We start from the raw sequence: 24,353 nt of genomic DNA on the forward strand, positions 1-24,353 counted from the left end.
ATAAATACTCTACAAAGGGGAGAAAGTATGAAAGGAAAACTATGGAAAGAAATAATGGTGGCAGTTTTATTAGTTTCAACTATCTTGTCATTTTCACCAGTTGCATACGGAGAAACAACTTCTGTTCAACAATCCATTGATGCAATAAAAATGGAAATGAAAAAAGCGACCATGTCTTATGTGGAACCGGCACTTAAAGGGGAACTTATACCGAGTACTTCACTAGATTCGGTGTTAAACAGTGTAAAGAAAAATTATCAAGCAACTAAGAATGTCATTCTCACATCTAATCTTTCAGAAAAAGAAAAACAAGCTAAATTGAAAGAATTAGATGCATTGTATGAAGAGAAAATAGTGAAAGGACTCATCCCATACATCGATGCTTATAACTACGCAACGAAGTATTTAGATCCATTACTAAAGGAAATAAAAGAAGCAGAAGTAAAAAATGATTTCTTGGCAGTGGAAAAAGCCTATCACAAGTTATCTGTCCAACTAAAATCAAGAACGATGATTTTGTATCGTTTCACAGGAAAAGCACCTCGTGATCTTCTACTAGAAAAGTATAAAAAGCCTGCAGATACAAAGCGTGATGAGTTAATTATTCCAGTAACTATTACGATGAAGCTAGCAAATGCACAACAGTTATACCTAGCAGGAAAAAAAGAAGAAACAATAAAAGCGATAGAAGATATTTCATCCCTAGTAGCAAAGCTATCTAGTACAAACCCGTTCCACCAAGCATTAATAAAAGAGTTGGAAAGACTTCAAGCTATCATCTTTCCAGCACCTGTGGCACCAGTAACACCGCCATCAACTGGAGGAGGTGGAGACACCGGAGGATCTTCTGAAACTTCAGCGCAACGAGCATTACGCTTAGCTAAAACAAATGCGATTAATGAACTAAAGAGCTTTAAAGTAGATGTGAAGGATGATTATAGTACGACGAATTGGGGACAGATTTCGATTTTAAAAACAGCTGGACTTAATGCGATTAATTCTGCCAAGCAAACTACAGAGGTTACAACAGCCTTAGCGAATGCAAAAGCAGCAATTCTACTAATTGAAATTAAATCCTCCCTTTCTACTATTCGTGAAATTACTGTAACAGGTGTAGTTGCGGTAGTAAGCACAGCGGATACAATTACTTATTCTGTGGAGCTGCCAGCTGGAACAATTTTGGCAAACTTAACAGCAACAGATATTAAGGTAACAGCAACAGATGTAAATGCGATAATAGCTCCAGCTACAACCGATAATGGCGGTACTACATGGGAGGTAGAGGTTTCCTCAGAAGACGGTAAGTCTACTACAACTTATACAATAAACTTAATTGTTACTCCGAGTGCCCCTTTAACAATTGACGATATAGTATTACAGTCAGCTACATATTTATATTGGACGACAACGCCGCCTCAGGGATTTAGGTTTCAAGACTTTTCAGTTGGTTTTAAACTGGGAAGCTATAATTATTGGGTATCTACAGATACAAATAATAACGATATTATAGCTATTACCGCTTACAATCAATCTGGAAATCAAGTACGCACTTGGAAAAAAACAGGGGCAAGATATATCGATAAAATCGAAATTGATAAAACAACTGGAAAGCTTAAATTCATAGGTCAGTCCACTTATATCAGTGTTCCGTGGGAGGAATTCTTATTTTAAAATTTGTAAACTCTAACACATTTGGCCTCATCTTTTTGGTAGGGTTTTCTTACCTAGTAGGAACATAAAGCGTCTTAAAGAAATTTAATAATTAACAGTGAGGGCATCCAAATGGGTGCTCTTTTTATATGCAAAAAAAGGGGTGAGAGGATGCCAGAAGGAGGCAACTCTATGTTTGAAACAGTGAAATTACATGGAGAAGAGATAGAGCAATTAAAGAAAGACAGAGAATATTTATTGAAGGGTCAAAACAATCTGTTCGAATGGAAAAAGGAAATGGAGAAATGGCGTCTCGAATCCGATGCGAATTATCATGATCTAAAGACAACCATTCTTACAGAAAACAAGGAAACACGATCTTTCTTTCAGTCAATTATGGACAAACAATGGGATTTGATAAAATCCACTACAGGTATGCAACAGGAACTAAGAAAAGCTGACATCGACATGCAGCAGGAACAAAGGAAGGCAGACATCGAAATTAAAAAAGTTGATACTGAGATCAAAAGGGATAATTGGGCAAAAGCTTGGGATTTCATGAAAACAATATTTGCAGCTGGAGGTATCATCTACCTGATACTTGAAGCAACTATTTTGAAATAAGAGGAGGAATTTATGATGACGGCAGTGTTATTATTCGCAACAGTAATTGTACCAATTGTTTTGGGAGTGGTGGAATTAATTAAAAGATCAACCTCAGAAACACTTAATAAGAATTTCATTCCACTCATCGCATTTGCGGTGGGTATTTTTATTGGGTTCGCAGGTCAACCGTTTACCGATTTAGATTTAACTTTAAGACTTTGGTCAGGTGCTTTAGCAGGACTTGCTTCCACAGGACTATTTGAACTTGGAAATGATAGAAAAGTAGGTGGAAAATAATATGGTTAAATTCTATTTAGATCCAGGGCATGGTGGCAGTGATCCAGGTGCAGTTGGAAATGATTTGTTAGAAAAAGTCCTTACACTCAAAATTGCTAAACGAGTAGAAACTTTACTTACAGCTTATCAAGATGTTCAAACGAAAATGAGCCGAACTGGCGACACATATCCATCACTTTCTGATCGGACAAATGAAGCGAATAGTTGGGGGGCTGATTACTTTATGTCCTTCCACATTAATGCAGGTGGAGGTAGTGGTTACGAAGATTTTGTTTATCCAGGTAGCACCAAATCTATCGCTTACCAAAATATTATTCATGCAGAAATTATCAAAACAATTGGTACCATGAAAAACCGAGGAAAGAAACAAGCAGATTTTCAAGTATTGAGAAATACTAAAATGCCTTCCATATTAACCGAGTGTGGTTTTATTGATAATGCATCTGATGCAGCACTACTAAAACAAGATGAATTTATTAATGGATTAGCACAGGGACATGTCAATGGTCTAGTAAAATCATTTGGACTAATAAAGAAAGAGGTGGATGGAGTGACAGCAGACAAAATAGTACTAACGCCAGGACAAAAAAATGCTTTTGATAAATTAGTGAAACATGGTTTGATGGCAGCTAATTACGAAGTAAAAGATTCTGTAGATATTCGATTAATTACAATGCTTGCACCATTATTAACTAAATTAGAATCTAAAGGTTCCCTTTAATATCAAGCCCTGCTCACTAATTTGAGTGGGGTTTTTTTAGATAATATTAATTAAACTATATACTATAAGTATAAAATATATAGAGAAATTGTTAATTTAAATTAAAATTGGACGAAATAAATTGTAGGGATAATCATTAATCCCAGATATAAATATTTATCAAATTAATATAATTGGATGGAGTTTTAATATGGGAGAAAATATTTACAATACCAAAGCTGACAAGCGTTACAGAAACCTAGGAATTATACTAACTTTAATAATGCTTTGTTGCTTTGTACTTATTATAATTGCTTTTATTATGGGCTATGAATGGGTGAAGAGTCAAAAAGATATTGTCACTTCCTTTAGTCAATTGGGATTAAATAGTATTATTATCTCACTTGTGCTTTATTCTTGCGCAATTATATTTTTAGGGAGTCCTAAATATACGTTTTTTCCAATGATTAATAGTATTAAAATAAAATTATTAGGTTTTTTATTTATGTATTATTTCGGAGTTTTTCTTCAAACTTTAGCTTATTTCATCTTTGGGTTACCGATAGCTTTTCTTCTTATTGAAACAACAGGGCTGACTGAAAGCGATCTGTTTGTTATTCTAATGTTTACTCTTTGTATTTTATTTATTTTGGATATATTAATAAAATTACCGTATCAGATTGAAAAAGTGTTTAACTGGTTGATGCAAAAACTGTTAAAAGGTCAAAATAGTCAAATACTAGAACCGGAAATAGAACTCAAGAAAATCTATAATTTAGAGAAACTATATTCTATTATTGCAACGATTACAACAATTCTTGTGATCGGAGAAGCTGCTGGTACGATTGCTTTTCCATTAGTAGTACCTGAAGGAAGTAATAATTATCAAGTTTATTTAGATAGTAAAAGCTATATTTATATGTTGGCTTTCGTCAGCGCTACCCTAGTCTATCTAAAAGAATTAATAAGTGGTGGTATAAAAAAAGAGACTACTGAAAACAATTAGTTTTAGTCTGAGTTTTTAACTGTAACAAAAAATATGAATTTTTAATTAGCGACTTACTCTTAATAGGGGAGGTCGCTTTTTTTATTTGTCCAAAATTTACTTGTTGTAAAATCAAACAAGCGTTCTTATAATAAAGGTAATAAAAAAGAAGAAGACGAGGTGTTTCAAGTGCCTGATATTCGAGCTGAAGAATTAATATACTTTGAAAACCAGCTTTATTTACCAATGCTTATAAAAGTATTAGAAAAAGATATCGATCAAATTAATAAACAACCATTAAAGCTAAAAAGACCCTATTTAAAAATTGTAGAATCTGCTATAGAAATGATTAATAAAGATTTAAAAGCATCGGAAATGTATTTGCTTAGGAACAGCATGAAAGTTTTTAAGAGGGAATCCAGTAACGATTCTACAACCTATGTATTTCAATCCAGAGATGTAGAAGATCATCGGAAATTTTTAAATGTAGAGATAAAAGAAAAATGCGAAGAATTACTTGGTGCATATTTAGTGCATTAAAACAAAAAACAACAAACAGATTATTACTTCATAATAGAAGGAATTTCCCTACTCATCTCCAATAGATATCTTTGAGGTGAAATAATGAAAAAATATAACATTCAATTGCTTATTAACTCACCAATCACATTTAGTTATTGGAAAGGAGTAGAGAGCGACCAAGCCCCTAAAAAGATTAATGAAGGAGTAATTCAAATTGGAGAAGTATATTACAATGCGATAAATGTGGAACAAATGATAATAATGGAAAACCACCAACCAGATTAAGGGAAGGTGGTTTATTTATTCTATTATATATAATCCTATTAGCAGGTTTAATTATCTAAAAATATCGATGGATAAAAGTCCAAAAAATACGTTTTTAATAAATTCGTCACACATCGGTCACGCAAGAAGGATTTCTACTTGTTTTATAGGTAACAAATTGAATTAAAAAAAGCCTGAAACCGCTGAGGTTAAAGGCTTTTGGAATGATGGTCCCGACTGGTCTCGAACCAGCGACCCCCACCTTGTCGAATTTATCTCGCTTATATAATCTAGATAAACTGAGTTCGATTGGATTAAATAAGTCTGGTTTAATAAGGTTTTCGAGACAGTGAAAATCATTTCAGTAAAGTAAGATCGGTACAGAAAATTAATTATGAGGACAAATTGCGGACAAAAGAGTAGACAGGTGGTCTGTATTACTACTTTTATGAAAACAGTGTGTAACAGTTGTTTCTTAGTTTCCCCTCATTATAAAACATCTTCATATCATTCGTTTTTCATTTTTTGAGCTACCTTCCATAGAAATTCATCTTTAGCAAATACAAATCAAAGATAAATCGTTCATCAGTGTAACCATATTTATCAAGGACAATTTTTAAACAATCAGTAGATCCAAAGCCAACATGCAATTCCCCTATTAATTCTCTTTTAGGCTGAATTTCTATACTAAAACTGCTCCCATCTCAGATTCGAAACCGTAAACGACATGCTTAGATCTCACTTTATTTTGGTAGTCTTTTACAATCAATATTCCGGAAACAATGGTTACAGGATTGGTACTTAGGTTTCTTAAGGAAATATCTAAAAGTGCGGTTCCATCTTCAGGCTTTATGGCTCTCAGATGTTCACCAATTATTTTAATTTCAAATTCCAATATGTAATTTCCATGGAGCACGGAAACTATTCAGTAGTTGAATAAGAATAGAGACTGGGACATAGCTAGTCTATCAATTAAAAAAACGTGAAATCGGTCAACTTGATTTCACGTTTTTTTAGGTAGCTTATTTCTTGTAAGAAATACTCCATTGTAGTTGTTTGGGAGATATCCTTATCCTGGTAAGCATCCGCTGTAATAAAAAACTATAAATAATTGTAATTAAAGCCTCGCAAACTTTGCTAGGTCGTAAAGTTTGCGAGGCTTTTTATTTTCGGTGAATTTTATCTTAACCCTTTTTTATTTTCGGTGAATTTTATCTTAACCCTTTTTTGTTTTAGAGGAATCCTTAGCTAGAAGGTTTTCTCTGCGTAAAGATAAATCTCTCCAGTAATAAGTTGTACCAGGATGTTATCGTTTTAAAAAACATATCCTATTTAACTCCACTTAGTTTATTTATGAATAGTTCTCAATTTATATCTATTTTACCTTATAAACACTTTAAAAGTTGTCAAAACTAGAAAGTATTATAAAACGTTAGAAGGTATGAATTTGAAAAAAGTCGGTCCAATAAGTATTTTACACGTTGTTGCTTTATCCATGACTATGATTGGATTAAAAAATCATGTCACTATTCTACCTCCTATTCTAGAGGTAGGAGGTAGAGATGGGTGGATTTCTGTCATATTGGCTGCAGTAATCATGGGCTTATGGATTTTTATACTTGTTTATATTTATAAGCAAGCTAAACAGAGGCCATTGTTGGAGTGGCTTCAGGAGGCAACAGGTCCCAAAACTAGTACAATTTTTCGTTACGTAGTAGGGATCTATCTGTTCGTATCGGCGGCCTTTACAATGCGTGAAGCGATGCAATGGGTGAAAACAACCTTCTTGCCTACCACCTCCATTATCGTCTTATTAATAATTTATATCGTTTTGTGCATCCTATTAGCAACTAGCAGTATTCAAACTATTGCCATTGTAAATGTCATGGTCTTGTTTGGTGTTTTAGTTTTAGGTTTTTTTGTAGCCTTTGTGAATATTCAAGTGAAGGATTATTCATTACTACGACCTTTTTTGGAGCATGGCTGGGAGCCAGTGCTAAAAGCCAGTGTTTTTCCTGCTGCAGGTTATATCGAGCTAATACTACTTCTCTTTTTACAACAACATATTAAGGACAAAATGAGATGGTTCCATTTTGCGATCATTCTGTTCTTGTTAATGGGGCTAACCTTAGGTCCATTATTGGGGGCTATTACAGAGTTTGGACCACACGAGGCAGCCGAACAAAATTATCCGGCATATGAGGAATGGGGTTTAGTTACCATTGGGCAGTTCATTGAACATCTAGACTTTTTTTCCATCTACCAATGGTTAACTGGTGCCTTTATACGTGTTGGACTTCTCTTATTCATCACAGTTGACCTTCTTAAAATGAATAAAAAGAAGTCTGTATGGTTCATATTAGCCCCTGCGTTCTTTATCCTTTGTATGATTTTAACCGTAATAAATGACAATTTATTTCTTTTCATCAAAGGTAATTACTTTCTTATAGCTACTTTCGTATTCTTTTTACTCGTATCAATCTTCCTGTTCTTGATAGCTTTCTTTCATAAAAAAACAACTAAAAAAGAGAAAAAACGTAGGAAAGGAGGTAAACAAAGTGAAACCACCGGAGGGGATACTAAATCTTCACACAATAAAGGAACTATTCAAGAAGAATGAAGATGTCATATTTCAGTTGTACAACTACGGGAAATATAAAGTCCATTTTATCACCTGTGATTCTATGATCGATCTTCAACTACTAAATGAGACCATTGTTCCACGGGTACAAGAAACGTGTAGTGAGGTTAGCGAGGAACCACTTGAAGAGTTCATTTTGAATAAGCTTTATATACCAGATTTACAAAAGGTTGAGACAAAAGAAGATTTAATCTCAAGAATCTTTAATGGTTTTCTAATTCTTTATTTTGAGGATGAAAATCTTACGCTCTCAAGTAATATTGCTAAAAAGCCGAATAGAAATCCTGAGGAATCTAGGATGGAAGTACTTATTAAGGGGCCAAGGGATAATTTTATTGAGGATATATCGGTTAATATTGCTTTAATAAGAAAAAGATTACCTACCAATTCCCTGAACGTGGAAAAACTCGAATTAGGAAAAAGGTCAAAAACGACAGTTGCCGTACTTTATATGGATGATATTGCTAATAAGGATATTCTGAAGGATATTATGAGTCAATTAAATGAAGTGGATATTGATATCGTTTTTAGTGGTGAACTGCTACTAGAAATGATAAATAAAAGATCGCCTATCTTCCCAAGAAATGATTATACAGGTCGGCCAGACTTTGCTGTACAAGCTTTAGTAAGGGGAAGGTTTGTTATTCTAGTAGATGGTGTCTCTTATGTAGTCATTACTCCTGTCAATTTGTTTTTACTTTTAAAAGCAGGGGAAGACGTGGAATATCCAATCGCTTTTAGTAGTGCGGAAAGAGTGCTGAGGATAATTGGTCTAATGATAGGATTAGCTTTGCCAGCCTTTTGGCTAGCGCTTACTACTTTTCATCAGGACCAACTACCCTTTCAATTACTAGCCACCGTTGTTCAAAATAATTCCGGACTACCGTTGCCCTCAGCCGTTGAAATGCTGACGATGCTTGGTATGTTTGAGTTATTTAGGGAGGCAGGCTTACGATTGCCAAGCGTTATTGGTGGAACCATAAGTGTAGTAGGTGGTCTAATCATAGGGGATGCAGCTATAAGAGCAGGCTTAACTAGCCCTGCAATGATTGTTGTGATAGCTATATCCACAATCGCCACCTTCACTTTAGTGAATCAGTCGCTTGTCACTGCTGTAAGTATAGTTCGAATCATACTCATACTGATTACATCTATTCTAGGATTGTTTGGATTTTTTATTGCTTTATTTTTTTTATTGCTTTATTTATCAAATATCAGAATATTTGGAGTTCCTTATATGAATATTGCAACGGATTTGAGCTGGTCAACTATTAAAAGATCTCTTATAAGGCCTGCGCCCAAAAACTATAAAGAACGTCCTCATTCTTTAAACCCTCAGGATTCTACTCGAATTGGAGGAGAAGATGATGAAGAGAATAACTAAACAATTGTGCATTCTTTGCTTAGTTCTACCTCTACTTACCAGCTGTTGGGATGTGGATGAACCAAATAGAATACGATACATCTATGCAATAGGGATAGATTATAAAGAGGATAAGTATGAAATACATGCTCAAATCATCGACTTCATCAATATTGCAAAAACGGAGCAACCAAACCAGGATGCTATTCAGGTGGAAGTTGGCAAGGCTAAAGGAGACACTATAGAAGAGGCATTCTTTGAATTGTATAAATCGACGGATTTGAAGTTATTCTGGGGGCATATGACATATATGGTACTTTCAGAGGAAGCGCTTAAAGAAGGAAGAGCTAATGTTGTTATTAACGCCTTTTTAAGATTTAGGGAGATTAGATATCAAACGTGGGTATATTCAACGAATGATCCTATCGGTGAAATTATGTTGCTAAATCCTCTTTTTAACAGCGCCATGACTAGACTTAAACTAGCAGATCCTATGAGTTCATACCAACAAGAGTCCTTTGTAGAACCAATAGATTTTCGGAAGCTCGTTATCCGTTTAAATGAACCTAGTTACGAAGTAAACATACCCTATGTGAAAATAGACGATAATTGGGAGAATGAAAAAGAAAAAGATAAACTACCGAAATTCGAGGGAGTAGGTGTCGTTACTCCAGATGAATTTAAAGGCTTTATCTCAGGCGAAAAGATTAATGGATTACAGTGGATGACTAAGGAAACTAAAAAAGGGGAAATTACAATTCCTCGTGAAGATAAGTTTGTTTCGATTACTATAGATAATCTAAAAATAAAAGTAAAACCTAAAGTTCAAGGCAATGATGTAAAATTTGAAGTAAAATTAAATATGAATGCTTTACTAAGTAGCTTTGAAGGAAAAATTACTGAGAAAGAGATTCGCCAATTTGTGAAGAAACAAATAAAGAAAGAAATCGAAGAAACCTATTTAGAAGGACTGGAAAAAGACGTGGATATTTATCGTCTATCAGAATATTTGTACAGAAGTGATGTGAAGAATTGGAACAAAGTACAGAAGGATGGCAAAGTCCCCTTGACAGAAAACTCTATTAGCAGCATAACAATAGATGTTAATAAAGTTTATACAGGGAGAAAAGCATTTAAAGAAACAATTGAGTAGCTTAATTGCTTGTTCTATAGGAAATAAGGGGACAAGCCTTTCTTTTTCCATACTAGATATCTCTTCAGATTCTATTTCTTTAATCCAATTTCGAAAATCCGTTATCAAGGTTATGTAGAGCCAAGTAAGGAAATTTTCTCTACTTTTATTGAAAGTTGGTTTACATCTCACCATGAAAAACGAATTAAAGAAACGACGGCATCTAATGCCCAATCTCTCATCAATAAACATTTAATAAGAGAGAATCCGTTTGCGAATAAACCTTTATCAAAAATTACGAAAGAGGATATTGATGCTTTTTATAACCTTAAAATTGATGAAGCGTATAGTTCGAGTTATATTCGTAAAATGCATCAAATGCTAAATCAAGCATTCAACCAAGCGGTTAAATGGAAAAGAATCAAATACAATCCGGTTAATGATGCGGATCCACCTGCTGTGAGAAAAGAAGAGATGAAAATTTGGTCTTATGATGCAATCAAAACGTTTCTTGAACATTGTAGGGGAGAAAGACATTATTTAACTTTCTTCCTTGCCATTTATACAGGAATGAGACGAGGCGAGATTTTAGGGTTAAAATGGAGCGATATTGATTTTGTAAATAAAACGATTCATGTCGAACGTTCGTTAGCGTATATTCCAAAAAAGGGTTATATTTTAACATCAACGAAGACGCGGAAATCCAAACGAATCATTCCAATTTCAGATATGGTTGTGAAAGCGTTAGTTAACTATCGCAAACAACAAGAAATTTGGAAAGAACAACTTGGTGAACAATATCAGGAGGAAGATCTTGTGATATGTACGGAAACAGGATCAAAACAAGATCCGCGAAATGTGTTACGCGCGTTGAAAAGACTGATTACCACTTCAAACGTAACCCAAATTCGATTCCACGATTTCCGTCATACACACGCATCCATTTTAATTTCTAAGGGTGTTGATGTAGTGAAGGTGTCAAAACGTTTAGGCCATGCGAATGCGAAAATCACATTAGAAACCTATGCTCACCTCATTCCAAATGAAGACAATGATTTAGCTGATATTTTTGAAAAAGCACTGGAAAAAATATCGTGAGCAGCTTAAAATTCGTCGTTCTGTACAAAAAATGTTTCAAAAGAAAAAGCCCACAAACGTTGGAATATCAACGTTTGTGGGCTTACTAAAATGATGGTCCCGACAAGTCCTTCATGAGGCTTGGGATTTTGGCAATGTTTTCTTTTTACCAACAGTACCTTACGAATTTCAATGTAGTTTTCCTGAGGTTAGTCTTAATTCACTCCTCAAACTCAAACCCATATGTATCTTTTAAGTCTGCTCTATGCAGAAAATAGCTTTCATAAATATTCCGTTTCTCCCCAGAATAATCACCAAATCCCTCGTTAAAATCAAGCTCTACACCTTGATACGATAAATCCAATTCATCTAGTTGAATATAATTCTTAACGACTCTACCAATATCCTGAAGCAACCCCTCTTCTTGAGCTGTTATACTACCACTTCCAACATATTTAGTAGTATATCCTTCGATTGCATCCAGAACTTTATCCATGCTTTCTTCATCAAGAGTTCCCGAAAAATTAACTGATTGGAATTCTATATCAATGACACTTAGTAATTCTTGTGAGTCACTATACATTTCCTCGGAAACATTATACGAGCTAGCAGGTGGATCGTGTGTGAACATGTATACATACATACTGCAAAGAATAATGACGATTCCTATAAAAACTATTCCTAACAGCTTAAATAAATATTTTAAGTATCCCACAAAACTGCCCCCTAAATTGATGACCCATCTTACTTATTGCTTTTTTCTTAGAGATCATATCTTTCTTGATGCATTGGCTTAGTGACAATTACTTTATCCAACTTTTTTTGAAATTAAGACATAAAAATCTGTTACAGTTAATTCGCTATAAGTTACGGACATGATATTCATTGCCTTTATTATCATCCAACCAAATTAGCTATTGATAAACTTACCAACAGAAGTTATGAGGACAATAAAAGAAACCATAAACGATATCATAAATCTAATTGTTTATGTATTTACTCAAAGGGGAATTAAGAATAAATATTTATCTATACATTTTGTGAGTTACAATTTTCTCGAATGAGGAAAAAGAAGTGGAACCCTAATTAATTGTAAAGTATTCTAAAGTACCATCAGCACTGAATGCAAAATCAAGTGTAATGAAATTTTCTCCATGCTCCTCACCGTTAAAATATACTGTATAGCCGAAAGTTTTTTGGTTATATTCGTTTCTGTCATTGAAATAATCAGGTTCACCTAAAACTTCAAATATTTCTTGTTCATCAATATTTATATAATAATAGGCAACACTCATTAATCTGTCCTCATAAAAGCTTATACGAAAATCGGGGTATTCGTAACTCAAATACATCTCTTCTGTTACATCAGATGGTTTACCGAACGAATTATAAATAAAATTTTCATTAAGGGGTTGTTTAAAGGTTAAATCTACACCATTTACCGTAATAATCTTTTCATTAATAAATCTGTCTACTACCTGACTTAAATTAAAGCTATTGTTTATCTCACCGTTACTATTTTGATTTTCTTCAATATTACTCTCAGTAGTTTGATAATTTGATTCAGATTCAATATTAAGTTCACTATCAGAATCATATGTAATATTTTCGTCATTTAAGTTTTCTAAGTAAGATGACTCATTGGATGATTCTTGCGCATTCTCCTTAGGATAACTCATACCATCTGACATCCAGACTGCACCTCCTAAGGTTAAAGCTGTCATAATCAAAAATAATATAAAACGCTCCATTATACTATCCCTACGATCTATTAAGTTATTTTTTAACGATGACGCAACTAGTCATCATATCATGTAAAGCTTGCTTTTTTTGAGTGAAGATAACCATAAAAAATCCAATATACAAAATTAATGCTGAAAATATATGAAAGAAGTAACGAAATGTTGCACGCACAAATGAAATTCTCTCTCCATCTAAATCGCATACAGATATACCCATTACCTTTTTGCCTATAGTACCCTGCCAAGAAGAGCTATCTAACAAAGCGTAATACATCCAGCTTATAAATAAGCCAGTGATAGTTAAAAACTCTTCATCTATAGGCAATAGCAGTGCAATCGAAAAAGAGAATGCTATCCACAAAACTAGGTCAATTATGGTTGCACCCATTCGTTGCCAAAAACCTGCATAACTTAATTCAGAACACTGGCTATATAAATTTCCCACTCTAGTACTTCTAACTTGATTATGAGAAATCTTCCCATCAAAAGAAGCTGCTACTTCACTTTGCACTTCCCCTACTATTGGTGCCGAAACCTTTGCACCACATTTAAAACAAAAAGTATCTTCTACATCTAATTTTATTCCACACTTCGAACAGAACAATTTATAACCCCTTTTTTAATATTGATTTTGGTTCCCTGTGCCAAATACTTTGTACTACTTTCCAATGTTCTTTGAGTTACAACAACCTTCTTACTAACATAGCCTGTTCGTCCATCAGATAGCTGAATCATCAACCAAGTAACACAATCGTCATCAAGTTGTTCTTCATTTTAAAAAACATAAATAACATTGGCATAACCTGTTGCTGTTACAGTACTTTGTAGCGACGGTGCATTTCGAAAATTAACTGTAGGCTCGATAATCCTCACTTGTACCATCTCAGGGATAGCTACCTTCATGGCTTCTTCATCATAATCTACCTATGTAAATATAGGGGATAATCCTATTGAACTAATTCTATATAAGCGATATGTATTAGGCAACTAGATTTTTCAATAATATTACATTCTTTTAATCATTTTATATTGTCATTCTTGATCAAATATAAAGGTGAACTATAAGGAACCAGCCATATACATGTGTTTTTCTAAATAGAATTTTTCTCAGTACCTGGTCATCTATATTAAAGGAGGTACCCACCTGTTTCATGCCCCACCCCTTTGATAAGACGTTGTTTATCCATTCGGATGAGCAACGTCTTTTTTGCTTTACAGAGATAACACGCGTAGTGGATCAGCGCTCCTCTATCATTACAATGATGTCCAAGTAAATAACCTTCATCCTCTAAATGGTGTATTGCCTTTAGTGAAAAGTTATTCATGGTCAAAACACTTCTTGGAATCCATTTGTTCTGTTGCTTTGCGTGTACTAGTAACTTAGTTATGGAATTTGACATTGTTTTCACCTCCTTAAAATTGCGTTCCTCTCCTAAACATGATGTTAAGGGTGTGCTATACAGTCTAGGAAACCTTTATCACGGATAGAGTCAATGTACATGAGAAACATGTTATCTATATCCTTACATGGAAAGTTATACAAATATTTAGGTAACCTTAGATATGTAAAAGAAAATAAATGATAAGGTCGCACTTATTTCGAGGAAGCCACTGAAAAACTTACGTTTTTTTATGGTTTTACTGAATATGATTCAAAAAAAGGTGATTTGCCGTCTGATTAGACGATAAATTGCCTTTTTCATTGTTTCTTTTTACTCCTTTTCACTCAGAAGCTTTAGGATTCGTTTGAGATTAACTGCGAATATAGCTGTAGCTCCTTGAATCCCAATACCAGATAGACCCGTAGATGACGCTGTGTCATACCCGTGTCTATGTTTCAGTTCACTATTTTTGCTTTTACTTTAATTTCCTCAGTCTCTTGAAAAGCTTCTTGGTCTTTGTGTTCTGTCGATTTGGCTAATATTCAAGATATTCGAAATAAAGTAGCTCTATCATCTTCCACACGAAAGATATCTCAAATAACCAAAATAGCACGTCACCATTCAGCGACAACGAGTGGTGATTATTTTACGTTCTGGAATCATTGGAAAAGCAAAGGATGGACAAAAGGTGGATACGCAGAAATCATTTTACCAGATGGCACAGTTCAACTTTGTTATGATCCTATCTATCCTACAAATGGTATCGGTAACCACAATACAAACACTTATCATATATGCGTAGTCGGTAATGGTGCATTTACTGCTGCACAAGAGCGAACGTTTGAAGAACGATGCTTACTAGCGATGAAGGACTTTGGATTAGGTGTGGAGGATGTACTTGGCCACAATGAATTTGAAGGCACTGCAACATCATGCCCAGGAATTAATATGGATAGTGTTCGTAAACGATTGAAAGCATTGCTAGTGCCTAATCAAGTCGCTGGAACTAACACGAATAAAATTATGTGGGGAAAAACAGAATTAAAACCTGGTCAAATCGGCAAAGTAACAATCCTTAAACGAATCAATCTTTGGAAAGATAGCCCTCATGAGAGCGGTAAACTTCAAATGGTTCGTGTTCTGAATCCTGGAGAAGAATATCGTGTGTATCGTGAGCGAGATGATCATGGAGGTCAATATAATGTTGGTGGCGGTATGTGGATCACTAAGATGCCTAAACATGTTAAATATGAAACGCTATCTAAAGCGATGTTAGCGAAACTAAATAGTAAATGATCATACAGCCCTGCTCATATTCGAGTGGGTCTTTTAATAAGTCTATAGACATCACCTTTTCCAATATGTACTATTAAAGTAATCGGAAAGGGGAAAATACATATGTTTTCAAAATTTATTAAAGGCACAATAATTACAACACTCGTAATGGGAATATTTACATTTCAAGTCAATACAGCTGAGGCAGCTTCTAAAGTTATGTGGGGTAAGACAGAATTAATACTAGGACAAATTGGTAAAGTAACAATTTTAAAAGACACTCCACTGGTTAAATTAAATAATGATGGAACCTTAACAATTGTTCGTACTTTAAAAAAGGGTGATGAGTTCCGAGCGTACCAATTCAAAGGACAACATGGCGGGTTATATGGAGTTGGCGCAGGCTCATTTATTCAAAAAAACAACGACAGTTTAAAATATGAAACTCCATCTAAATCTAAGTTAGCATTGGTTAACAAAAACCAAAAACCTGTTATAATTCCTACGCCAGTAGGAACGACTGACAAAGAGGCAGGCATATACAGTGCATCACATATTCAGAATTTAATTGATAGCATTCCACTTACAACTTATACCGAGGATTTAATTGAGAGACTTGCAGAAATAGCTAAGAAACTACCAGATGTAAAAGAGAGTGAAAAACAAAATTTAGATTTAACAGTATACAACGATTTAGTTGAACATTTAGAAATAATTAGAAGAAGTGGTGTAATAAAAGAACCTGTAATTGATTCATCTGCAAGGGAAGAAATAAAATTTGCATTTGAAGGTTTTAAAAAGGTTTTAGGTGAAGCATATGTTATGCAGGTTTCAGCTGAAAACATATTGGTATCTAGAAAAGGTGAACTACATTTTCAATATGCTAATCTTGGCGGAAGACATCACTTTGAAATTCAAAATAAAACAAGTATAACCACTGGTTATTCTCTTTTGAAAGTCATAGGTTTTCCAATGGATATTGAAAAATTCAATAACATTCTTACTTTGGCAGAATCAACTGGACAAGAAGTTGAATTTGAAGGTATCACTATTTTAAAAACAGGAGAAAAAATTACTTTTAATTGGTAATAGAATCTAGTTCTTGTTTTTATGAAGTTAATTAATTCTTGATAGAAATAAATCATGGTTTAGCGACTTACTCTTAAATGGGTAGGTCGCTTTTTTGTTTACCTAAAAATTACTTGTTGTGAAATAGAACTATTGTTCGTATAATGATTGAAAGGGGAGGGAACAAGTGTACGTATAAATTTAATGAAGTGTATGGAAAGAAATCAACTGGTAGAAATAATGTATATGGATTCTAAAGGTAATATTAGTCAAAGAAGATTGAAGGTCCTAAAGATTCAAGGCGATACTTTTCAAGCGTTTTGTTTTAAAAGGAATGCAAAACGTACCTTCATTATTGAAAATTTGCTCGCATTTGTTCCCGTCATCCACAAGGAGCGTGCAGTAATATGATGCCAGACAGTCATAAAGATATGGAGATTAGCGCTAAATACGGGCTTGATGCACGTCATGATGTGAAGTGGAAAACGTCTATGATGCTTCCCGAACATGTAGCAATGCTAAGAGGATTTGGTCACGAAGTTAAACTGGAACCAAGACCTGATTTAAACGAGTGGGACTACGATGCTATCCAACATACTTTAGATGCAGCCAATACAAGAAAGTCTGACACTAAAGTGAAGTTGTGGAGGGAAGGAGCGTTTATTTACAAGAGAGGTGTTGTAGAAAGTGTGGATCTACGAAGAAGAGTAATTGAGCTAGAAGATCCGTTTACTTTGCTGCAATTAAAATTAGATGAAATAGTTGACGTTACCATAATGGATTGAAGAAGGAATTTCATGACTCATCTCGAATAGATATTCAAAAGGGGTGAGCGTACATGAATGAGTACCAGGAGATGTTATTTGATTTCATGAATAGCTTACCAATGAAAGATGAGTTAAAGGATGAATTGCATAAAGCAGTATTAGCTACTGATCTAAATAATGTATCTGACTTCATAAAAGCTAAGAATGTTATTTTCAAGCTTATTAGTGATATTGCAGATGGAACATTAACTCTTACTAATACATTAAGAAGTGCATTCGTAGGAGCTTATAGTAAGTCGATGGGACGTTCTAATAGGAAGAGACCCACTTCTTCATCTGTGGAGGAACAACCTCGTGCGAGTAAACCTGTGAAGTTTTATAACTGGTTAGAAGAGGTTGAGGGACGGACTGTAATGAAGAGTAATCCTAATTTAGAGAATTGGTTATTGTGGTAGATATATATACTTAAGTGGTTTATTTTTATAAGTTTTACTTTAGATTTATATGAATTTTAACCCCATTTTAACCCCATAAGCAATAATTTGATGAATTATCTTTAAAATAAAAAAGTCACAACCCTATATGTATCAAAGGTTGCGACTACATTATTAATATGGTCCCGACTGGTCTCGAACCAGCGACCCCCACCTTGTCGAATTTGTAACCCTTATATAACCTGGTTAAATTGAATTCTATTAGGTTAAATAAGTCTGGTTTAATAAGGTTGTCGAGACAGTGAAAATCATTTCAGTAAAATAAGATCGGTACAAAAAATTAATTATGCGGACAAATTGCGGACAAAAGAGTAAACAGGTGGTCTGTATTACTCATTTAATGAAAACAGGTTACTACAGTTTTAATAATAGCTAATCGGTAAAATGTCTTAATTACAGTATTGCCTTTGTCGTATATGTCTTATAGACTTTTTAAAATAGAATCCCCTTTAATCCATTGCTAACATTCTTTAGATTCTCGCGTTTTAAATAAGGACTTTTACTATCATCATAGTAAGATTACTCATCAAAAGATGATTTTATTAATGATGATAGTACTAAATAAAACTCCGTATTCACTTCTATCTATACAACCACTGTTTTAATTTGGTAGTAGTTTAATAGTCACATTTAAAAAATTTTATATTAATTCCTTAGAATTGTTTTCTTGGAAATGGTAACTTCTCTCTTTACCTTCTTGTATAAAAATGGAATATTATAACTATTGGTAGTTTACTAGAGGGGGAGAAGAATGTTCACCTGTGGGGTATTATTGTACAATAAAGAATATTGCGAAGTAGTTATTTCCAAAAGCTTAATGGGGAAAAGTCTATGAAAGTATTAGATGTAGATTTATTTCAAGAAGGGCTACAACGAAACATTACTATGTTAACCAGGTTAAGTACTGAAATAGAAGCAATCCACCGTGCAGTGGAGGGGTTAGTTCAGATGGAGGATCAATTAAAAGGAGAAGGAGGAAATGCCATTCGCTCCTTTTATGAGGAATGTCATTTACCATTTCTCCAATTTTTCCAGTTGTTTTCCGTACACTATCAACAAGTCCTTCACCAAATGGAAGCAGCACTTTACTCACTAGAACCTGATTCTTCCGGTTATATACTCGAAACTTTTCTAGAGGGAGAACTGGAACAGGGGCTAACACAAATCGGTCAACTAACAGCTAGCTTAACGGATGAGGCAAACAGCATTATGGATCAGGTGAGCGATATTGTAGGTCTTCCCCACTTAGATGATAGCGGAGTGCACGAGGGAGTCATTAGTTCTAAGAGAAAACGTGATGATACAATCTCGCAACTTTATGAATTTGATGCAACTCAAACGAATGCATTACAAACCATTGAACAGGATATGCAGACCATGGAAACTTGGCTCTCGGATTTAGAGGGTATGTTTGAATCTGGACTAACAGATATTCATTTCCAAACAGAAAATTGGGGAGTTTTGACTTCTAAAAATAATTTGAAGACAGAATTGGCGTATCGTACATCTCCGATAGCTGGGCTTTCCAACTTATCAAATAGAGAAAATCAGTTGACGACTATGCTCCAGGCATTTATAGCTAGTAGTGGTCCAATACGATTTGGCTATGGGGGTTTAATTAGCATACACCATCCTTTTGTTGGTACAGATATGATTGCCTTATCTTGTCCTAGACCAGAGGTCAATGGGACAGAACAGGAAGATATTAATCAAAACCCATTCGTAAAATCCTTCAATAGTTTCAAGGGTATTGCTGAAGACTTTTGGAATGGGGTAGGTATACGACGTGATAAGGCTCTAGATTCTCCATATGATTTTGTAAACTATTGGACTTTCGGGGTTTCAGATGGAATTTTGTCAGGAGCTAAAGAAAGAAAAGACATGATGTTCGACTCGAAAACCGATTTTGCTAATTATGCTACATTTGGTTTTAGTGGAATGGTTAAAGAAGCCATCTTTCCAGAGGAGTCTTTTTCAAAGGAACATTGGCAAAATAGCTTTGGATTTGTAGGAAGCTTATTTGGACTTAGATTGGCATCATCGCCGTCACTGGTTAAGAAACCTGGGAATGCTACAGGGGATGGTAAAGCAATAGGTGAAGGTAAAAACTTGTCTGAAAATGCAAATATAGGTGCGACTAATAAGTTTAATTTTGTTGACAATGCAAAGAATCACCTTAAAAATGTTGAAAATGTGAATACAAAAAAAGGTATTGTTGGTGGCCATAATATGGATGAATTTAATAAAGCTTTGAAAAATCAAGGTTTTAAATCAGATGATTTAATTGTATCCAAAAAAGCACATCCATCCATTGAAGGTATTTTTGAGGTTGAGTATAAAATACCTAGAAAAGATATTTCAGGTAATATTGCCGAACCAGTATCGTATAAAAATATCAAGGAACCTAAAACAGTCTATGACCCCTCTAAGATTAGTGACGAGAAAATTTATCAATGGGGACAGGAAGCGATGCAGAATGGAAAAGTAAATGGGAGACTTGTGGAGGGAACTGCTTCAAACAGTTTAAAATTTAGAGGGTATCTTAATGAGGCTGGTGAAATAACAAACTTTTTCCCTGTTATTGATTAACTAAAAATATTATTTGATTGGAGTACGAAAATGAGTCGAGAATATCAAGTAAATGAAAGTAAAGCTGATATTGATAAATTAATGCTAACATATTTTGATTTCATAAATGGAAAGTATCTAGAAAAGGCATTAGAAAGCTTTGTTGAAAGAGAAGGTTATGGACAAGAGATAGTATTTGCTTTTTTTCAATCTGATTTAGATGAATATGATATTGCACAACTACCTAAACCTTTAGACGAAAAACATGTTTTGATAGAAATAGGTTATCCAGCGGTTGAAATTGAACAAATGGCTTATTTAGATTTTAAAACATTTTATGATTATTTGGACGAAAATGTAAAAAAAGAAATGAAAAAAAATTCAGGAAATATTCAGTTAACAGATTTATTGGCGAAAGTGAAACGTAGTTTATATATATAATTTTTTATAAAATTATTATAAATCATCTTACCTTTTAGAGACAATCTTAGGTAAGATGATTTTTTATCAATTTATTTTTCTTCGGTATCCAGGGCATAGTAACAGTAATTTTAACAGCTATAAGGAAGAAAATTATGTTCAATCCATTGGCAGATGCAAATCCTCCATCCGTAATTTCTTCGTAATTGTAAAGGAGAGCGGCATTATTTAACTTTTTTACTTGCCATCTATACGGGTATGCGAAGAGGTGAGATTTTAGGGCTACATTGGAGTGATATAGACTTGGAACAAAAAGTGATTCATGTGAAAAGATCATTAGCCAATGTCCCTAAAAAGGGATATATTTTCACATCATTGAAAACGAAAAATTCCAATCGACAAATCCCTATTCCTGAATTTGTTCTCAATGAATTAGTTTTGCAAAAAAAACGAATAGAAGAATGGAAGGAGTTAGTGGGACCTGTTTTGAGGACCAAGACCTGGTCATTTATACAATTACAGGAAGCCTTCAAGATCCGCGCAATTCACACTAACTAATACAGAAAAATCTTGCAGACAAATTGCGGACAAACCATACTACTAAGGGAGAAAACTTTGTCAGGAGCCAAAGAGAGAGGAGACAAGATGTTCGACTCGAAAGCCGATTTTACTAATTATGCTACATTCGGTTTTAGCGGAATGGTTAAAGAAGCAGTCTCACCAAGTAGACTTTTTCAAAGGATCATTGGCAAAATAGCATTGGAGTGATCGCCAAGCATTTTGGACTAAAACTGGTACCATCGCCAGTTAAGAAATCTGGAACTACTGCAGTGGATGGTACAGAAATAGATGAAGTGAAAAATGTCACTGAAATTAAAAGTATTATTGGTATTGGTAAGACTGGTGAAGGAATCTTTTTCTAAGGGCACTGATAAAGTTCAAACTGGAGGCAGGGAACTTTCAGTTGATGAATATCTAAAGCAACTTGATAAAGCAGAAGAGAAAACCCAAAACTGATGTCCTGTCTATTGCTAACAGTACTGGAATGACTGAACAGCGGGTACAAAGAATAAAGCAGTATTTATTTATCAAAGGGCACATAAAAGAACATGGAATTGGACGCTTTGAGTCAGATTATCAAATTGGACAAGCATGGGATAGGCTTCAAAAAGGTAATTATAACAAGAATGCTATTGATTTATTGAATCATGAACTTTTCGAATCAAAATTTGAAGGAATATTTAAAACAGATTACAGGACCGCACACGATAAAACAGTTAAATCTGGGCGTCCGTGGTTCCAGCAGAGGAGGATTAAAAATGGCTTCGTATGTTTTACTATTAAAGGAATATGAAGATGATGAAACTGTAGTTTACAAATTTGGACCTAATGAAGAGATTATGGGTAAAATTGAGTTAAATAAAATAACCAGAAACTTTTCAGAGTTAGAAAGTTTACCTGATCAAAATATTCCCTCTAAGTTTTATTTTGATCGAGCTGCTCAAAGATTGGCAGTTTGCCTTGTAAGAGAAAATGGTATATTTCCAGATAAAACAGCTTTTGAGTCATAATAGACATAAAGAAACCTTGTTGGGTGGAGGGCACTGACTATAATTTTTGAGACAGGAATAAAACACCCTATCATGCAGCCAATTGACGGTATTGAACCCGCGATTGGCTGTTTGTTTTCGTTTGAATCATGGATTAAGTGAGTGATATTGTTGGTCTACCCCATTTAGTTCAGTGCAATTTTATTTATGTAGAATAGTGAGGTTTTTAATCTACGGTGGGGTTGCTACAAGAAGGATTAACGCAAAAACGACGGAAAATCAAGCAAATAGGATGGAATTAAAGAAGAAAAGGGTGTTATCAATCGAGTTTGAGAAAATCAGATCTGGAAATTCAATCTTAGAAATATTAATTTGTTTAAAAAATTGATGAGACCAAATTAGATGATTATGTTAGTATTTGAATAAGATTGTGAAGGTTTTCACTTAAACTAACGAAGCAGTTTAGTGTAAAAAGGGTTTTCTAACTCTGATGTAGAAGTTAATTAAAGATACCAAAGTTATTGAGTTAAGTGAAGGGAGTGTTGCAAACGTGAAATATCATGTAATAAGTGCCAAACGTCTTGGTAGGAAAGATAGCTTGTATGAGTATCTTTTTTTCCCAGTAAATGATTATAGTGAATCAGATGCCATTGCACAATTTCAACCTGTTGAGAAACTTACGAATAAATACAATCATATTGTTCCATACACAGCATACGAATATGATGGGGACACGTACCACCATATTATATACTCAGGTATTGCTGATGAAAGTGAGATTAATGATTAGCGGCAAATTCCAGCTTGTATAAGCATTTTCTGCATTAAGCTTAAATTCCACAATCGGGTGCTTTTCATTAATAAAAAAAAGCGTCTTTTTGCATGGACAAGTCAATTAAGTGAAAAGATTAAAGTGTGAGGATTGTGAATTGTGAAGAAGGAGTTAGTACATTGGATAAAGTAAAAAAAGATATGGAAAATAAACTAGCATATGCAATTAAATTATTTGAACAAACTCAAATCAAAAGAGTAGAAAATCGGGAAGTATCAAAGCAAAATTATAGTTTGTTACTTGATGCCCATCTATCTGCTACAGCATGTATAGGAAGTCTTTTATATAAAAATAATTTGAGACTGGGGAAATCAAACGAGTCAATATCAGGTAGATTAAGTCTAATTGCATCTTTTGTACAAGGAATAGATTTATGTGAAACCTCTATTTCTGAAGGTCTCTATGCACAAGCCGCCAATCTATTAAAACAAGAATTAGAAACAATTGCCGCATTGGAAGAATTTATCGCTGGGAATCGTAAGGATGGGAAAACACCTAATGTAAAGTTTGTAAAATGGGATATGGCGAAAATTTATGGTGACTTGAATAAAGTTGCCCATGTTTCAGACAGGAAGTCTTTTGATCCATTATTTCAAATAGGTAGTTTAGGAGATGCTTACCCTGTCAGTATGTTGCCTATATATAATAAAGAAATTTCTAGGGAATTGTATGCATACCATGTCGCTTTTATAATTCAAATAGCTAATCATCTGATTCTTCTTCATAATGAACTTTATGAAGAAGAGGCAACTACAACTGAATATTTGATGTTAGCAGGTGCAATAAAAAGATTAGAAGATGAAGGATATCTTAAAGATATAAATTAGTGTGATTCAAATTTTTATGAATTCTTTTAAGACTGATAAAAGACTTAAAAATATCTATAGTCAAAAAATAAGGTGTTTGTGAAATTTTTCACTTAAACTAACGGGTGCTTTACTTCAAGAAGGAGTAAAGCCTGTTTTCTTATTGAACTAAAGCAGCAGTTTAGTTCAAAAAACATAAATGAAACTTTATT

Annotated in this window: 28 protein-coding genes and 3 pseudogenes; 24 read left to right on the top strand and 7 right to left on the bottom strand. The window is 34.1% G+C overall.

The genetic code is table 11. From position 1 onward, the window contains the following. Window positions 1-27: 27 nt before the first annotated feature. The 7 genes from MKX53_RS06620 to MKX53_RS06650 all read left to right on the top strand — a co-directional run bounded on the left by MKX53_RS06620 (window position 28) and on the right by MKX53_RS06650 (window position 5,045). Complete coding sequence (locus MKX53_RS06620) at window positions 28-1,671, top strand: hypothetical protein (RefSeq protein WP_340910043.1); 1,644 nt, start codon at window positions 28-30, stop codon at window positions 1,669-1,671. A 171-nt stretch (window positions 1,672-1,842) separates the two neighbouring features. Then, window positions 1,843-2,274, top strand: a complete 432-nt coding sequence (locus MKX53_RS06625) for a hypothetical protein (protein WP_340910045.1) — start codon at window positions 1,843-1,845, stop codon at window positions 2,272-2,274. A 12-nt stretch (window positions 2,275-2,286) separates the two neighbouring features. Then, the gene (locus MKX53_RS06630) at window positions 2,287-2,553 is read left to right on the top strand and encodes a holin (RefSeq protein ID WP_445678260.1); all 267 of its coding nucleotides are present in this window, start codon (window positions 2,287-2,289) and stop codon (window positions 2,551-2,553) included. Between the two features lies 1 nt (window position 2,554). Continuing rightward, window positions 2,555-3,274: an N-acetylmuramoyl-L-alanine amidase gene (locus MKX53_RS06635; protein ID WP_340910048.1), complete on the top strand. Its 720-nt coding sequence runs from the start codon at window positions 2,555-2,557 to the stop codon at window positions 3,272-3,274. 190 nt (window positions 3,275-3,464) lie between these two features. Beyond that, on the top strand, window positions 3,465-4,259 hold the full coding sequence (locus MKX53_RS06640; RefSeq protein WP_340910051.1) for a hypothetical protein: 795 nt from the start codon (window positions 3,465-3,467) through the stop codon (window positions 4,257-4,259). Window positions 4,260-4,427: 168 nt separating this feature from the next. After that, a complete protein-coding gene (locus tag MKX53_RS06645) occupies window positions 4,428-4,778 on the top strand; it encodes a hypothetical protein (RefSeq protein WP_340910054.1) in 351 nt (116 codons plus the stop codon). Between the two features lie 84 nt (window positions 4,779-4,862). Beyond that, complete coding sequence (locus MKX53_RS06650) at window positions 4,863-5,045, top strand: hypothetical protein (protein WP_340910057.1); 183 nt, start codon at window positions 4,863-4,865, stop codon at window positions 5,043-5,045. Between the two features lie 661 nt (window positions 5,046-5,706). Here the strand turns inward: MKX53_RS06650 and MKX53_RS06655 are convergent. Continuing rightward, entirely contained in the window at window positions 5,707-5,919 is a 213-nt protein-coding gene (locus MKX53_RS06655; protein WP_093534918.1) for a hypothetical protein, read from the bottom strand. A 552-nt stretch (window positions 5,920-6,471) separates the two neighbouring features. Between MKX53_RS06655 and MKX53_RS06660 the strand changes: the two genes are divergently transcribed. From MKX53_RS06660 to MKX53_RS06680, 5 genes and pseudogenes are all read left to right on the top strand, one after another. Next, entirely contained in the window at window positions 6,472-7,644 is a 1,173-nt protein-coding gene (locus tag MKX53_RS06660) for a GerAB/ArcD/ProY family transporter (RefSeq protein ID WP_093534916.1), read from the top strand. After that, on the top strand, window positions 7,583-9,049 hold the full coding sequence (locus MKX53_RS06665; RefSeq protein WP_340910060.1) for a spore germination protein: 1,467 nt from the start codon (window positions 7,583-7,585) through the stop codon (window positions 9,047-9,049). Before MKX53_RS06660 ends, MKX53_RS06665 begins: the two co-directional genes overlap by 62 nt. Then, on the top strand, window positions 9,030-10,181 hold the full coding sequence (locus tag MKX53_RS06670; protein WP_340830137.1) for a Ger(x)C family spore germination protein: 1,152 nt from the start codon (window positions 9,030-9,032) through the stop codon (window positions 10,179-10,181). Before MKX53_RS06665 ends, MKX53_RS06670 begins: the two co-directional genes overlap by 20 nt. Window positions 10,182-10,328: 147 nt before the next feature. Then, window positions 10,329-10,475: pseudogene (locus MKX53_RS06675) on the top strand (site-specific integrase); the annotation flags it as partial. Window positions 10,476-10,538: 63 nt separating this feature from the next. Further along, the gene (locus MKX53_RS06680; RefSeq protein ID WP_340910062.1) at window positions 10,539-11,258 is read left to right on the top strand and encodes a site-specific integrase; all 720 of its coding nucleotides are present in this window, start codon (window positions 10,539-10,541) and stop codon (window positions 11,256-11,258) included. 199 nt (window positions 11,259-11,457) lie between these two features. Here MKX53_RS06680 and MKX53_RS06685 read toward each other — a convergent pair whose 3' ends face one another. The 6 genes and pseudogenes from MKX53_RS06685 to MKX53_RS06710 all read right to left on the bottom strand — a co-directional run. After that, complete coding sequence (locus tag MKX53_RS06685; RefSeq protein WP_340910065.1) at window positions 11,458-11,952, bottom strand: hypothetical protein; 495 nt, start codon at window positions 11,950-11,952, stop codon at window positions 11,458-11,460. A 367-nt stretch (window positions 11,953-12,319) separates the two neighbouring features. Further along, a complete protein-coding gene (locus tag MKX53_RS06690; RefSeq protein WP_340910067.1) occupies window positions 12,320-12,928 on the bottom strand; it encodes a hypothetical protein in 609 nt (202 codons plus the stop codon). Window positions 12,929-13,013: 85 nt separating this feature from the next. Next, window positions 13,014-13,583: an RDD family protein gene (locus MKX53_RS06695; protein WP_340910069.1), complete on the bottom strand. Its 570-nt coding sequence runs from the start codon at window positions 13,581-13,583 to the stop codon at window positions 13,014-13,016. A gap of 170 nt (window positions 13,584-13,753) precedes the next feature. Then, window positions 13,754-13,882: a hypothetical protein gene (locus MKX53_RS06700; RefSeq protein ID WP_340910070.1), complete on the bottom strand. Its 129-nt coding sequence runs from the start codon at window positions 13,880-13,882 to the stop codon at window positions 13,754-13,756. 224 nt (window positions 13,883-14,106) lie between these two features. Next, window positions 14,107-14,379, bottom strand: a complete 273-nt coding sequence (locus MKX53_RS06705) for a hypothetical protein (protein WP_340910072.1) — start codon at window positions 14,377-14,379, stop codon at window positions 14,107-14,109. 312 nt (window positions 14,380-14,691) lie between these two features. Next, window positions 14,692-14,894: pseudogene (locus MKX53_RS06710) on the bottom strand (IS5/IS1182 family transposase); the annotation flags it as partial. 7 nt (window positions 14,895-14,901) lie between these two features. Here MKX53_RS06710 and MKX53_RS06715 point away from each other — a divergent pair. The 12 genes and pseudogenes from MKX53_RS06715 to MKX53_RS06770 all read left to right on the top strand — a co-directional run bounded on the left by MKX53_RS06715 (window position 14,902) and on the right by MKX53_RS06770 (window position 24,162). After that, window positions 14,902-15,657 carry a peptidoglycan recognition protein family protein gene (locus MKX53_RS06715; RefSeq protein WP_340913262.1) on the top strand — a complete coding sequence of 252 codons (756 nt, stop codon included), beginning with the start codon at window positions 14,902-14,904 and terminating at the stop codon, window positions 15,655-15,657. A 102-nt stretch (window positions 15,658-15,759) separates the two neighbouring features. Next, window positions 15,760-16,725 carry a hypothetical protein gene (locus MKX53_RS06720; RefSeq protein WP_340910074.1) on the top strand — a complete coding sequence of 322 codons (966 nt, stop codon included), beginning with the start codon at window positions 15,760-15,762 and terminating at the stop codon, window positions 16,723-16,725. 386 nt (window positions 16,726-17,111) lie between these two features. Next, window positions 17,112-17,489: a YolD-like family protein gene (locus tag MKX53_RS06725; RefSeq protein WP_340910076.1), complete on the top strand. Its 378-nt coding sequence runs from the start codon at window positions 17,112-17,114 to the stop codon at window positions 17,487-17,489. Window positions 17,490-17,542: 53 nt separating this feature from the next. Further along, entirely contained in the window at window positions 17,543-17,926 is a 384-nt protein-coding gene (locus MKX53_RS06730; RefSeq protein WP_340910079.1) for a hypothetical protein, read from the top strand. A gap of 870 nt (window positions 17,927-18,796) precedes the next feature. Then, window positions 18,797-19,381: pseudogene (locus tag MKX53_RS06735) on the top strand (ribonuclease YeeF family protein); the annotation flags it as partial. Between the two features lie 675 nt (window positions 19,382-20,056). Then, window positions 20,057-20,554: a CdiA family toxin C-terminal domain-containing protein gene (locus MKX53_RS06740; RefSeq protein ID WP_340913264.1), complete on the top strand. Its 498-nt coding sequence runs from the start codon at window positions 20,057-20,059 to the stop codon at window positions 20,552-20,554. A 30-nt stretch (window positions 20,555-20,584) separates the two neighbouring features. After that, window positions 20,585-20,974 (top strand): hypothetical protein, encoded by a 390-nt coding sequence (locus MKX53_RS06745; RefSeq protein ID WP_340910081.1) that lies wholly within the window; start codon window positions 20,585-20,587, stop codon window positions 20,972-20,974. Window positions 20,975-21,211: 237 nt separating this feature from the next. Further along, on the top strand, window positions 21,212-21,511 hold the full coding sequence (locus MKX53_RS06750; RefSeq protein ID WP_340910083.1) for a hypothetical protein: 300 nt from the start codon (window positions 21,212-21,214) through the stop codon (window positions 21,509-21,511). Window positions 21,512-21,717: 206 nt separating this feature from the next. After that, window positions 21,718-21,876, top strand: coding sequence for a hypothetical protein (locus MKX53_RS06755; protein WP_340910085.1), 159 nt, complete (start codon window positions 21,718-21,720; stop codon window positions 21,874-21,876). Between the two features lie 396 nt (window positions 21,877-22,272). Then, a complete protein-coding gene (locus MKX53_RS06760) occupies window positions 22,273-22,524 on the top strand; it encodes a hypothetical protein (RefSeq protein WP_340910086.1) in 252 nt (83 codons plus the stop codon). Between the two features lie 529 nt (window positions 22,525-23,053). Further along, a complete protein-coding gene (locus MKX53_RS06765; protein ID WP_340910088.1) occupies window positions 23,054-23,293 on the top strand; it encodes a hypothetical protein in 240 nt (79 codons plus the stop codon). 161 nt (window positions 23,294-23,454) lie between these two features. Then, on the top strand, window positions 23,455-24,162 hold the full coding sequence (locus MKX53_RS06770; protein ID WP_340910090.1) for a hypothetical protein: 708 nt from the start codon (window positions 23,455-23,457) through the stop codon (window positions 24,160-24,162). The last annotated feature ends 191 nt before the right edge of the window (window positions 24,163-24,353 follow it).

Origin of the sequence: Psychrobacillus sp. FSL K6-4615 (assembly GCF_038008225.1) — a bacterium.
Taxonomy (GTDB): domain Bacteria; phylum Bacillota; class Bacilli; order Bacillales_A; family Planococcaceae; genus Psychrobacillus; species Psychrobacillus psychrotolerans.